Origin of the sequence: Polaribacter sp. KT 15 (genome assembly GCF_900143115.1) — a bacterium.
Taxonomy (GTDB): Bacteria; Bacteroidota; Bacteroidia; order Flavobacteriales; family Flavobacteriaceae; genus Polaribacter; species Polaribacter marinaquae.
Map to the genome: position 1 here is coordinate 1077730 of NZ_LT670850.1, position 14071 is coordinate 1091800.

At 29.7% G+C, this 14071-nt stretch carries 13 protein-coding genes; all 13 read right to left on the reverse strand.

What is annotated here, in order from left to right; all coding sequences use genetic code 11:
* Positions 1-2 precede the first annotated feature (2 nt).
* On the reverse strand, positions 3-1205 hold the full coding sequence (locus B5464_RS05030) for an FtsX-like permease family protein (RefSeq protein ID WP_079737457.1): 1203 nt from the start codon (positions 1203-1205) through the stop codon (positions 3-5).
* A gap of 15 nt (positions 1206-1220) precedes the next feature.
* Positions 1221-1616, reverse strand: a complete 396-nt coding sequence (rbfA, locus tag B5464_RS05035; RefSeq protein ID WP_079737458.1) for a 30S ribosome-binding factor RbfA — start codon at positions 1614-1616, stop codon at positions 1221-1223.
* 20 nt (positions 1617-1636) lie between these two features.
* Entirely contained in the window at positions 1637-2281 is a 645-nt protein-coding gene (locus B5464_RS05040) for a response regulator transcription factor (RefSeq protein ID WP_079737459.1), read from the reverse strand.
* Positions 2278-3027, reverse strand: a complete 750-nt coding sequence (locus B5464_RS05045) for a sensor histidine kinase (RefSeq protein WP_079738973.1) — start codon at positions 3025-3027, stop codon at positions 2278-2280. Before B5464_RS05045 ends, B5464_RS05040 begins: the two co-directional genes overlap by 4 nt.
* Positions 3003-3626, reverse strand: coding sequence for a hypothetical protein (locus tag B5464_RS05050; protein WP_079737460.1), 624 nt, complete (start codon positions 3624-3626; stop codon positions 3003-3005). The genes B5464_RS05045 and B5464_RS05050 overlap by 25 nt, the downstream gene beginning before the upstream one ends.
* 5 nt (positions 3627-3631) lie before the next feature.
* Positions 3632-4216, reverse strand: coding sequence for a hypothetical protein (locus B5464_RS05055; RefSeq protein ID WP_079737461.1), 585 nt, complete (start codon positions 4214-4216; stop codon positions 3632-3634).
* Between the two features lie 376 nt (positions 4217-4592).
* Complete coding sequence (locus B5464_RS05060) at positions 4593-4886, reverse strand: F0F1 ATP synthase subunit epsilon (protein ID WP_079737462.1); 294 nt, start codon at positions 4884-4886, stop codon at positions 4593-4595.
* A 41-nt stretch (positions 4887-4927) separates the two neighbouring features.
* Positions 4928-6439, reverse strand: a complete 1512-nt coding sequence (gene atpD, locus B5464_RS05065) for a F0F1 ATP synthase subunit beta (protein ID WP_079737463.1) — start codon at positions 6437-6439, stop codon at positions 4928-4930.
* A gap of 173 nt (positions 6440-6612) precedes the next feature.
* The gene (locus tag B5464_RS05070) at positions 6613-7974 is read right to left on the reverse strand and encodes an OmpA family protein (protein ID WP_079737464.1); all 1362 of its coding nucleotides are present in this window, start codon (positions 7972-7974) and stop codon (positions 6613-6615) included.
* Between the two features lie 114 nt (positions 7975-8088).
* Positions 8089-9282, reverse strand: coding sequence for a glycine C-acetyltransferase (kbl, locus tag B5464_RS05075; protein WP_079737465.1), 1194 nt, complete (start codon positions 9280-9282; stop codon positions 8089-8091).
* A gap of 47 nt (positions 9283-9329) precedes the next feature.
* On the reverse strand, positions 9330-12473 hold the full coding sequence (locus B5464_RS05080) for an exodeoxyribonuclease V subunit beta (RefSeq protein ID WP_079737466.1): 3144 nt from the start codon (positions 12471-12473) through the stop codon (positions 9330-9332).
* Positions 12474-12551: 78 nt separating this feature from the next.
* Positions 12552-13388, reverse strand: a complete 837-nt coding sequence (locus B5464_RS05085; RefSeq protein ID WP_079737467.1) for a ZIP family metal transporter — start codon at positions 13386-13388, stop codon at positions 12552-12554.
* Positions 13385-14041, reverse strand: a complete 657-nt coding sequence (locus B5464_RS05090) for a metal-dependent transcriptional regulator (protein ID WP_077810322.1) — start codon at positions 14039-14041, stop codon at positions 13385-13387. Before B5464_RS05090 ends, B5464_RS05085 begins: the two co-directional genes overlap by 4 nt.
* Between the last annotated feature and the right edge of the window lie 30 nt (positions 14042-14071).

Below are 14071 nucleotides of genomic sequence, written 5' to 3' on the forward strand. Positions count from 1 at the left end.
CATCACTTTTCTATAAACTCTTTTGAGATTCTACTACTTGCAATTTTAGCTGCTATATATCCTAAAACGGTAATAGTGCAAAAAACGATTAGTAAATTTAGAAACCTAAATTCTACAGGATAGGCTAAATTGGGCACAATCATAAATAGTTCAAATTTCTTTTGAACAAACACTAAAATTATCCCTAAAAATAAGCCAATACACATTCCGAAGAACGTTAGCAAAAATCCTTGAAGAATAAATATTTTTTTTATTTCTTTAATAGTTGCTCCTAAACTAAAGAGTGTTTTTAAATTTTGCTTTTTATCAATAATCATCATAATTATTGCTCCGATTACGTTAAATAAAGCAATAATAACGATTAGCGTAAATATTAAGTAAGAAACAAAATTTTCTGTATTAATTACTTTGTAAAAAACTTCGTTTAGCTGTGCTTTAGTTTGCACCTTAAAAGCATCACCAAGAGCATCACTTAAACTTTCAGCAACATTAGCTGCTGTATTAGAATCGTTTAATTTTATTTCTATTGCAGATATTTGATTTTCTTTAAATTTTAATAAAGCTCTCGCTTGGTCTATAGAAGTAAAAACAAATTTATTTTCGAAGTCTTCTGTACCCATGTAAACACCTACAATTTGTGTTTCAATCTTATAGAATGGATTTCTAGGGTTTATAAATCCTTTACCTGGCTTGGGCACCATTATTTTTAAAGGAGCGCCGTAATTTAATATTCCTAAAGAAAGTTTATTTGAGATTCCTCTACCAATAACGGCTGTATTTTCAAATTCTTTATACAACCAACTACCAACACTTAAAGAAGAATCTATGTTAGAAATATTTGTGTAGTTTTCTTCAACACCTTTTATATAAGCTATTTCTGTTTTTTCATTATACTCTAAAAAAACTCTTTCTTCGATTACCTTGGTATATTCAGAGATTTCTAGATTAGAATTTATTTTGTTTTGAATCGTATCATCAATAAGAAATGATTTTCCTTTAACCGAAGTTATTTTAATATCCGGGTCTGATACATCGAGTAAACTATAACTAAAAGTTTTAAGTCCAGAAAAACCAGATAAGATTATAAACAAAGCCAACGCACCTACTATAACACCAAAAGAAGCAATAATGGTAATTATATTAATTGCATTATTGCTTGTTTTAGAAAATAAATATCTTTTAGCTATGTAATAAGGAAAGCTCAAATAGTGTAGCTTGTATTATTTTTTTTGACGTCTTGGTAAAACGTCTGGATTTTGAATAGGATTTTCATCTTCTCCTTTTAAAGACTTATCAATTTCTTCGATATAATCTAAAGTATCATCACCAAAAAATAATAATTCTGGCATTCTTCTTAATTGATTTCTTGTTCTTTTTGCCATTTCATGGCGAATTAAAGGTGTGTTAGATTGAATTCCTTTAACCATTTCTTCTCTTTTTTCTGAAGGAAATATGCTTAAATAAACTTTTGCAACTCCTAAATCTGAAGTAACATGCACTTTAGAAACAGAGATTATAACTCCTTTCATTCCATCTTGCGCTGCTTTTTGCAACACATCTACCAAATCTTTTTGTAAAACACCTGCTATTTTACGTTGTCTGTTTGTTTCTTCCATGCTGCAAATTTACGATATTTTTATGGAGTATAAATCTTATTTTTTATTGCATACATTACCAAACCTACCCTATTCTTAACGTTTAATTTTGTAAAAAGAACATCTCTATAACCGTCTATAGTTTTAGGACTTAAACACATTACATCTGCTATTTCTTTATACGTCATTTCAGAACAAGCGTGTTTCATAAAAGTAATTTCTCTTTCTTTTAGCGTAATTTCTTCTGATGAATTGCCCGAAAGAGATTTCATTAGTAAATTGGTTACTGTTTTTGTATGATAAAATCCGTTTTGTGCAATTTCTAAGAGCGCATTTTCTAACACACTTTTTTCGGTATCTTTTAGTAAATAGCCAATTGCACCAACTTTAAGCATTTTTAAAATGGTGTTATCTTCATCTTCTACAGAAAGCGCCATTACATTTACAGATTCATGGTTTTTAGTAATCCAATCTGTAGTTTCTATACCATTCATTATTGGCATGTTAATATCCATTAAAACAATATCTGGAATATATTTAGCTGAAGCTGAAAACTTCTCTACCAATTCTTGTCCGTTTTTACAAGTATACAACACTTTAAACTTACTAAATGTATTTACCATTGTAGCAATTGCTTGAGAAAGCAATGTATGATCATCTACAATAACTACAGAATATTTAATCATAATTTATATATTATTGATAAAGAAGTTCCTTTATCTATTTCGGATTCGAAAACAGCTTCTGCACCTATTAATTTTGCTCTATTTTTAATATTCCCTAAACCTATTCCTTTAGATACAATTTCTTTAGAAAAACCAACACCGTTGTCTTTAGCCAAAATATGTAAACTATCAAGTTTAAAATTTAAAGATACAGATAGTTTAGATGCCTTAGAGTGTTTAATTGTATTAGAAAAGAATTCTTGTAAGATTCTAAAGATTATAATACTTGATTTTTTTTCTATATCAAATTCTAACCCTTTAATTTCTAATTTAGAATCTATAAATTGTAATCTATTAAACCTATCTATTTCTAATTGAATTGCTTCTCTTAAGTTAATATTTTTAATAGCTTCTGGATTTATTAATTTTGATAATGCCCTAACTTCTATTAATCCTTTAGTTATTGTGTTAGAAACATCTTTAATAGATTCTGGGCTTGGATTTTGTAATTGTATTTTTGCTAAAGTTAATAATTGACCAATATTATCATGCAACTCCCAGCTTATATTTCTTAAAGTTTCTTCTCTAATTTCTATTTGAGTTTCTGCTATTTCTCTTTCAAAACGTTTTTTTTCTTCTTCTCTTTGCTTTAAAAGAAAATCTTTATTTTTTTTAAACACAGAAAATAGTACCAACAAAGCAATAGTAATTAATACAATAATAAAAGTAGAAATAAGTACTACTAATTCTTCTTTTTCGAACTGCATATTAAACCATATATATAACATAAGTTAGTAACTACTACCAAAATTTTCTGAACTAAAAATAAACTTTGACTTCCTTCTCTTGTATCAATTTTTAGAACGTACAAAACCAAATAAAAAGGCACTGTAGATAAGTAATATATTAAAAAAGCTACAGTAATCCAAAATGGTAAATGTTTTTGAAAAATTAAAATTGAATCTGATTTTAATAATTCTTTCAAATAAAATATCATAAAAACACAAACTGTTATTGCACCTAATAAATAAGAGTAGTCTTGTAGATCTTGATAATAAAATCCTGTAAAATAAAAGACATTAAAAATTCCTATCAGATAGAATATCAGTTTGTGTGATTTCTCCTCTTTAGTAAGTTTGTAATAGATAATAGCTATAAAATTGTATTCGAAAAATGTATAAATATTGTAATATGGTGCAGATAAAACTCCATACTGTCTTAAAACGACGCCAAGTGTTTCTATAAAGACTAAAGCAGAAAGATAGGCTACAAAATATGAGTAATAACTTTCTTTATATTTTTTGATATAAAAAATAGCTACCAATAAAGTTAACACCTCTAAGAAGTAAAAATAACTATTAAACATTCTTATTAATTAGGTGGGTTTGTTTCTAATCTATTCGTACCAGAACTATCCATATCTTCTAAATCATCTTGAAATAATGAAATCATTGAAGCTCTACTTACACGCTGAGTTTCCTTAGTACTATATTTGTGTAAAAACTCTGTAAATTTAATAGGATTCTTATATTCTGAATATAATGGTTCGAAAGCTACATTATTTTTATTTCCTATTTTAGCTGTTGGCATAAAAACCAATGTATGTCTGCCTCTTAAACTTTTATCAGCATAATTTTTAGGATATGCAGCAGAAAAAATCCTTAAACCAGTTAATGGAATCTCTTTTTCTTTAGAAATTCTTTCTAAATAACTAATATATTGTTTCAGTTGATTAATTTCATAAAAATGAGAAACCGTTTCTACAGCATCATTTGAATCACCAGTATAATTTTCTCTGTATTTATCTAAAACAACCTTCTGCCCGGTATCGTATTCATGAAACATACTTGCCATTTCTTTATAAGTTATAGCGTTAGAAGGTCTTTTACTATTAACGATTTTCTCTGCATGCTGCATTATCTCTTTTTTTTGTTTCTTTTCGTTATTGCAACTCATTAAAACAATTGTCAATGACAAACAAAATAATAATTTATTAGTTTTTTTCATAATGTAAAATAGTTAAGTTAATTGTACACAAAATACAATTTTTATAAAATTGAAAAAAAATATAACATACATAAAAAAATAATACCTTATAAACAAAGGAAGTAAGATTAAAAACAAAAAAATTAAAAAGGTGTTTTTCCTTATTTAAAAGGATAATTAACCTCTAATAGTATTTTAAAAATAGTTAGACATTTACAAAAAGAAAGAAAAAATTTTAACCGCTAAGTGGGAAAATTGTTATTGCATTATTTGAATTTAAATTTCCCCCCAAAAAAAACCTCAAAACAAATGTTTTGAGGTTTTTAATTTAATGTATTATATATGATTAATCTGCTAAAATAATAGCTTTGTTATCATTTAATTCTAAAGTACCAGAGTTGATTTTTAAAGTTAAAACTTTATCATCATCTATATGAGACTCTAACTTACCATGTAAATCATCTAAAACCAAATGATCTTGATTGTGTACATGTATTTTAATCTCTCCATCAACTAAATTAGAAACTATAGGAGCATGATTATTTAATATTTGAAACTCTCCATCAATACCTGGTGCCGAAAATAAATCAACTTCAGATGAAAATAAGATTGCTTCTGGTGTTACTATTTCTAAATACATATTTCTATTCTTTAGGTTTTAGCTTTCGCTATAGTTAGTTTTTAAGCTTCTGCTAACATTTTCTCTCCAGCATCAATTGCATCTTGAATTGATCCTCTTAAGTTAAATGCTGCTTCTGGATATTTATCTAACTCACCATTCATAATCATATTAAAACCTTTAATAGTGTCTTTAATATCAACTAAAACTCCTGGTATACCAGTAAATTGTTCTGCAACGTGGAAAGGTTGAGATAAGAAACGCTGAACACGTCTTGCTCTATGTACAACTAATTTATCTTCTTCAGATAATTCTTCCATACCTAAAATTGCGATAATATCTTGTAATTCTTTATAACGCTGTAAAATTTCTTTTACATTTTGTGCACAATTATAGTGTTCTTCACCTAAAATATCAGCAGATAAAATTCTAGAAGTAGAATCTAATGGATCTACCGCAGGATAAATACCTAATTCTGCAATTTTACGAGATAATACTGTAGTTGCATCTAAGTGAGCAAATGTTGTTGCTGGTGCTGGATCTGTTAAATCATCTGCAGGTACATATACTGCTTGTACCGATGTAATAGAACCTTTTTTAGTAGAAGTAATACGCTCTTGCATAGCTCCCATTTCAGTAGCTAACGTTGGTTGATACCCTACTGCTGAAGGCATACGACCTAATAATGCTGACACCTCAGATCCTGCTTGTGTAAAACGGAAAATATTATCTACGAAGAAAAGAACATCTTTACCTTCTGCTTCACCTGCTCCGTCTCTAAAGTATTCTGCAATCGTTAAACCAGATAATGCAACTCTTGCACGTGCTCCAGGTGGTTCATTCATTTGACCAAAAACGAAAGTAGCTTTAGAATCTCTCATACCAGGTTTATCTACTTTAGACAAATCCCATCCTCCTTCTTCCATAGAATGCATAAAGTCGTCACCATACTTGATAATACCAGACTCTAACATTTCACGAAGTAAATCATTTCCTTCACGAGTTCTTTCTCCTACACCTGCAAATACAGATAATCCTCCGTGACCTTTTGCAATGTTGTTAATTAATTCTTGAATTAATACAGTTTTACCTACACCTGCACCTCCAAATAAACCAATCTTACCACCTTTAGCATAAGGCTCAATTAAATCGATTACTTTAATACCAGTAAATAAAACTTCAGTTGAAACAGATAATTCTTCAAACTTAGGTGCAGACCTGTGAATTGACAAACCGTCTTCACCGTCTTTTTTCAAATCACCTAAACCATCAATTGCATCACCAGTAACATTAAATAAACGACCGTATATGTCATTTCCTATTGGCATTTGTATTGGATTCCCTGTAGCTAAAACTTCTGTTCCTCTACTTAATCCATCAGTAGCATCCATAGAAATGGTTCTTACTGTATCTTCACCAATATGTTGTTGTACTTCTAACACTAAAATAGAACCATCAGCTTTTTTAATTTCTAATGAATCATAAATTTTAGGAAGTTCAGTATTTTCTGTATTGAATTCAACATCAATTACTGGCCCAATAATTTGAGAGACTTTTCCTGTAGTTGTAGACATCTATATCTAATTATAATTATTATTAAATTTTGAGATTTAGCATCTCATTTTCAGGATGCAAAGGTAATTGTTTTGGTTGTAATTAAAAAAGTTTTTTTATTTAAAAAATAAACTCTCTTAAAACAAAAAACCTCACCAATTGGTGAGGTTTTTATTATAGAATTGAAATAGAATTATTTCTTGTTAGTTACTTTAACAACAACTCTTCTATTTTGAGCTCTTCCTGCTCTTGTTTTGTTAGTTGCAACTGGCTCTCCTTCTCCAAATCCGATAGCTTCTAATCTTGTAGTACTAACTCCTTGCTTTACTAAGTAGTCTCTTACAGCGATTGCTCTCTTTTCTGAAATTCTTAAGTTTAATGGTGCAGAACCTGAACTATCTGTATGACCTTCGATTACGAAAGTAGCACTTGGATTGTTGTTCATTACTTTAACCATTTCGTTTAACTTAGCAGTAACACCTGGCTTGAAAGAAGATTTACCTACGTTAAATAAAATTGCTTTAGCATATTCAGATAACATGTTTTCATCTTCTACATTGATAACTGGCTTAGGACAACCGTTGTTAGAAGCTGGTCCAGCAACATTAACACACTTGTCATCTTTATCTAATACACCGTCACCGTCAGTATCTGGCCAAGGACATCCACCGTTTGCCATTGGTCCTGCTTGAGAAGGACATTTATCGTTTTTATCAACAACACCGTCACCATCAGCATCAGGACAACCTTTGTTAGCTTTAGTTCCTTTTGCATTAGGACACATATCATCTTTATCAGCAACACCGTCACCATCAGCATCAGGACAACCGTTCATAGAAGCTAAACCTGCAACATTAGGACAAGCATCATCAGAATCTTTGATTCCGTCACCATCAGCATCAGGACATCCGTTAAATTCTTTTAAACCTGCAACCTCTGGACAAGCATCATCTTTATCATATACTCCGTCTCCGTCAGTATCTTTTCCTCCAAATTTAATTACTAAACCTAAAGTAGTTTGGTAGTGAGCTCTTACTTCATCAGCAAAACCTTTTTTAGTACCAGTTTGGAAGTTTAAACCTAAATTATCATTAAACCAAGTATTGAAACCAACACCAGCATTTAACATACCTTCACCGTTAGAATCAACTGAAGTATAACCACCACCTAAATATACATAAGGATCGAACCAAGCAGTTTCACCTACTAAGTTATTTAAATCATACTTTACAATTGCATCTACAGCCCAGTATAAAAAGTCTGAATCATCTTTTCTTGTAACTGTTTCAATTTTGTTTAAAGACCCTGCTAATTGTAGAGAAAAACCTTTATTAAGGTATTTATCTGCAGAAATTCTAGAAATTGACGGTAATACATTCCAGTCATTGTTTCCTAATAAATCATTTACTTGGTTACTAAAATCGTCACCATTGTAAAAATCTACATTGTTTAAACCAAAACCAACAGCCCACGGGTTGTTTTCATCTTGTGCATTTACGTTGCTTACAGCTACTAACGCAAATAAAGCTATCACAGCTAATTTTAATCGTTTCATTATCAAATTTTTAAATTAAAAGTTCGTTATTATAATACGCAAAAGTAAACTCTTAAAACGTATCTACAAAGACAAATCTACAAAATATTCGTAAAACATCAAGTTTTTATAAAACTAAATTACCTTTAACTCTTTACCCACTTCGGTAAATGCAGAAATTGCTTTATCTAAATGTTCTTTAGTATGAGCTGCAGATAACTGTACTCTGATTCTTGCTTTTTCTTTTGGCACAACCGGAAAGAAAAATCCAATCACATAAATTCCTTTTTCTAATAATTTGTTAGCCATTATTTGAGACAATTTTGCGTCATACAACATTACAGGCACAATTGCTGCATCTGCACCAACTAGATCAAAACCTGCTTTTTCCATCTCTGTTCTAAAATAGTTAGTATTCCATTCTAGCTGATCTCTTAAAGTTGTGTCTGTAGCTATTAAATCAAAAACTTTTAATGAAGCACCAACAATAGCCGGAGCCAAAGAGTTTGAAAATAAATAAGGTCTAGAGCGTTGGCGTAAAATTTCTATAATTTCTTTTTTACCTGTAGTATAACCTCCCATTGCACCACCTAAGGCTTTACCCAAAGTTCCTGTTACGATATCTACTCTATCCATAACATTTTTTAACTCTACAGTTCCTCTACCTGTTTTACCGATAAAACCAGTTGCATGACACTCATCTACCATTACCATAGCATCATATTTATCTGCTAAATCGCAAATTTCATCTAGTTTTGCTACAATACCATCCATAGAGAAAACACCATCTGTAACAATTATTTTAAATCTATGATTTTCTTTATTAGCTGCAATTAATTGCTCTTCTAAAGAAGCCATATCATTATTATTATACCTATAACGAGCTGCTTTACACAAACGAACTCCGTCGATAATAGAAGCGTGATTTAAACTATCAGAAATAATGGCATCTTCTTTTGTTAAAAGTGGTTCAAAAACACCCCCGTTTGCATCAAAGGCTGCGGCATATAAAATAGTATCTTCCGTGGTATAAAAATCTGCTATTTTTTGTTCTAATTTCTTATGAATATCTTGTGTACCACAAATAAATCTTACAGATGACATACCGAAACCATGCGTATCCATAACATCTTTTGCTGCCTGAATTACCTCTGTATTATTAGACAAACCTAAATAATTATTGGCACAAAAATTAATCACTTCTTCTCCTGTAGAAATTTTAATAACTGCATCTTGCGAAGAAGTAATAATTCTTTCAGATTTATACAAACCTGCTTCTTTAATATCTTGAATTTCTTTTTTTAAAGTATCTTTAATTTTACCGTACATTTTTTATCAATTTGAAAAAACAAAGTTACAAAGTTTATTTTTTTTGTTTATACTTCAACAACATCAATTTTATCATTTATGTAAACAAGTAATTTTCTAGATACATTAAAATGCATTGATTCTAAAACAATTCCATATTTTAATAATTGCTGATGATGTTCATTTGAAGGCGCACCGGTTTTATAATCTATAATTATCGCTTCATTTTTTGAATTAACCACCAATCTGTCCGGAATAATAATTTGGTTATCAAAATCTACAATTTCGCGCTCATTAAAAACGGTTACTTCATCAGAAAAATAACTCTTTAAATCTTTGTGGTTTACAATAGTATTTACACTTTTTAATATATATTCTAGCTGCTCTGTATTTATAAAACCTTGCTGATGATATTGATTTACAATAAAATCGACATCGTTTTTAGTTTTTATTTTTGATAAAATCTCATGAAACAAATTACCAAAATCAATTGCTTTTCCTTGCTCTGTATTCCATAATTTTGAAGCACTTGCCAACAAAACAATGTTGTGTTCTTGCCACGGGTTGGAAATAAATTTTTGATGCACTTCTGATAAAGATTCTTGTTTTACTTTCTCTATCTTACGAGAAACATCACCAAACTCATACTCTAAAAGATCATCTTGCCAAAGATTTTGTTCTTTTAAATAATTGATAAAAATACCTGAATAATAATTGACACTTTCTACACCTTTTGCAGATATTTTCTTCTCGGTAATAACATGTAATTGCTCTACAGCTCTTGTTAACGCTACATATAAAAGATTAAAATTATCGAGTTCTAACTCTTCTCTTTGTTGATTAAAAATATCTAAACCTCTTTGATTTATTAAACTTAAATCTTTCTTGTAATCTATTAAAAGCTCTTTAAAATTGTAATCTTCTGGCAAATCGTTAAACCAAACTTTCGGCTTAATTTGCCTGTAAAGTTCTACATCACAAGGAAAAATTACTACAGGAAATTCTAATCCTTTAGATTTATGGATCGTCATTACTTGAACAGCATCTGAGTTTTCTGACGCCACAATACTCAACTTGTCTTTCTTTAATTCCCAAAACTCTAAAAAGTCGCCAATTTCTGTACCTTTTCTTTGTTGCTCTAATACTACATCTAAGAAAAACTGAATATAAGCATCCGAAGAATTCACCAAATAAAACCCTCTAACAATCTCTTCTATTTTCTCATAAAAAGGCGCTTGCTGAAAAACATTGTAATCAAATACAATATTATGCTGTTGCAGTTCTGCAAAAATAGTAGCATTATCGGATTTTATGTGTTTTTGAAAAAATTGATGTTTTGGAATTTCAATTTGCAGATGTTCATGTAAAAAATATAAAAACTCGAATCTCCTTTCTTCATCTTTAGGATTTTGAATAATTTTTAAAACATCTATTATAAAGTTGATTTTAGCATTGTTTTTTAATAGTAAAGTTTCAGAAGAAATTATAGAAATTCCGTTTTCTGATAAATAATCGGCAACTGCAATTCCGTCTTTTTTAGTACGAGTTAAAACACAAATTTCATTTAAATAAAAATCTTCTTTCAAGAGATTTATTTTCTCTAAAACTTTTTTCGGATACTTTAATTTCTCTTCATCTTTTTCTAACTTATCTAAAAAACTTAAAGAAACATACCCGCCTTTTTTAGAGTTTTCTAACTGCGTATTACCTTCTACAAATAATTTTTTGTACGATTCATTTTGAATGAATTTAGCAGTATGTTGAAAAAATGAATTATTAAAATTAATTACTTCAGAATAGCTTCGATAATTCGTTTCTAAATTTTGTACATTTTTTTGAATATGAAAATGGTTACCATTTTCAGACCCTAAATCGATAAACTGTTCTGCCTTTCCACCTCGCCACCTATAAATTGCCTGTTTACCATCGCCAACCAATAACAAATTACTATTTTCTTGCGCCAATGCATTATCTATTAACGGAATTAAATTTTGCCATTGCAACTCAGATGTATCTTGCATTTCGTCAATAAAATAATTCTGAAACCTTTGCCCAATTCTTTCATAAATATATGGCGCAGGCTGGTCTTTAATATTATCTGAAATTAATTGATTAAACTCTGCATTTAAACGAATATTATTATCTTCTTTTATGGTGTTTAATTCTGAATTAATATTATTTAAAACCGCTAAAGGAATAATACTTTTTAAAGCAATTTTGTTTAACAAATACCCAGAAAAATTATTTTCATACAATACTTTAGATTCGTAATAAAAAGCCCTTAATTCAGGAGAAATGTCTTTAATTGTTTCTTTAACGTCTGCAGAAGTCTTGCCTGCAAATAAGTTTTTTTCATTCTCTATTGTAGTATTTAATCTACCATCAAATTTTAGCTCGTCACTTTTAAGAAATCTTAACTTTGTAAATTTTTTGAAATGTTTAAAATACTCACCTGTGTATGCAAAATCAGAAATATTTAAACCATTTTGATTGATAAAACTTAAAACCTTATTACCTAGTTCCTCAAAAGAAGCTTCTATTTTTTTATTTTTTTGCTGAAGTTTTTCTTTCAGTTCAAAAAAATCATCTAAACTCTTATCTTGTAATTTTCTAAAATGTTTTACATCATCTTCGTTTAACAAAACCCTAGAAAACTCGTTAAGATCATTTGAAATATCCCAAGATTTATCATCATCTGTTTTATCAAGAGAATAATCAATTAAAAGTTTGGTTAATTTTTTATCCGTTCCTATTTTAGAAATCAATACATCTACAGCCTCATTCAATAAAGAAACTGCATCCATTTCTACTTCAAAATTTAAAGACAATCCTAAATCGTATGCAAAACTTTTAATAATTTTATGCGTAAAGCTATCTATTGTTGTAATTGAAAATGCAGAGTAATTTTGCAAAATTGCATCTAAAATTCTTTTACTTCTCTCTACAATTAATGTTTTGTCTAAAGAAGTTTCATCAATAATAATCTTTAGTACATCATTTTGTTTACCAGCTGCAAATTCTTCTAAATTAAAAAGAACTCGTTCTTTCATTTCACCAGCAGCTTTATTTGTAAATGTAATTGCCAGTACATTTTGAAACGTAAAAATATTATCTGATGTTAACAGTACTTTTAAATACTGTTTTACCAATGTAAAAGTTTTACCGCTTCCGGCAGAAGCGTTATAAACATTAAAAGTTGAAGGTTGTTGCACTGCGAAATTTTATTGCAAAATACAAAAAGCCAAACAGAAATTGTTTGGCTTTTAATATTAAATTTTTTGATAAAGATTTTAACCTAAACCAACATCTAAAGACATCATTACTATAAAACCACCTATAAAACCAAGTGTAGCAATATCTGTATATTTATCTCTTTGAGTTTCTGGAATCACTTCTTCTACTACAACAAAAATCATTGCTCCTGCAGCAAATGCCAACGCATAAGGTAAAATCGGTGTAAAAAACGATACAGCTAAGGCTCCTAAAACCGCTGCAATGGGTTCTACAATTGCAGACATTTGTCCGTACCAAAAACTTTTTAACCTACTTACACCTTGCCTTCTTAAAGGCATTGCAACAGCAAAACCTTCTGGAAAATTCTGTATACCGATACCAATTGCTAACGAAATTGCCGCTATAATCATTTCGGTTTGCTCTACACCAACTAACGTAGATGCTGCACCAAAAAGTACACCAACTGCCAAACCTTCTGGAATATTATGTAGTGTAATTGCCAAGACCAATAAAGTAGTTTTATGCCATTCTGTTTTTACACCTTCTGCTTCACTTTCTTTAAAATTTATGTGTAAATGTGGTAAAATTTTATCCATACCAAATAAAGACAAAGCACCTAAACCAAAACCAACTGCCGCAGGTAAAACTTTTACAAAACCTTCTCCAGGACTGTTTTCTATAGCCGGCGCTAACAAACTCCAAAAACTTGCCGCAACCATAACACCACCAGTAAAACCTAACATACCATCTAAAACCGCCCTATTTGCTTTCTTAAAAAAGAAAACTAACGCGGCGCCTGCAGCAGTTAAACCCCAAGTAAATAATGATGCGTAAAGCGCTGCTAAAATTGGATGTTCTTTTCCAAAATCAACTAATTGATCAAATGTACTCATGCTTTTTTAATGTATAAATTGTTTGCTATTTTATTAGAAATATTTAGTTTTTTATCTTCTATTAATATTGATAATGAATTATCGAAATCTTCTTTATCTATAATGGTAATTTTCTTACCCAATGTTATTCCTTTTTTATCTAAAAACTGTAAAAACTCTGATGAAGAATCATCAACCCCAACACAAATACCACTTTCATTTTTAGATAACGTAGCTAATAAACTTTTCTCTATCGTTTTTAAATTACCATCTTTATCTGGTATTGGATCTCCGTGAGGATCGTGTGTAGGAAAACCTAAAAAACTATCTAATTGATCTATTAACTTAGCCGATTTTATATGCTCTAATTGTTCTGCAACATCATGCACCTCATCCCAAGAAAAGTTTAATTTTTCTACTAAAAAAACCTCCCACAACCTATGCTTTCTAACAACATTTGCTGCAATTGTTTTTCCTAGCTCGGTTAATGTAACCCCTTTGTACTTCTTATAAATAACAACTTCTTTTTCAGATAGTTTTTTAACCATATCTGTAACAGAAGAAGCTTTTGTAGCTAATTTTTCTGCAATAGCATTTGTACTAATACCTTTATTAGCATCTAACTCTAAATGATATATTGCTTTTAAATAATTTTCTTCAGAAAGGGTAAACATTCATTTTTATTTAGACAACAAATATATACT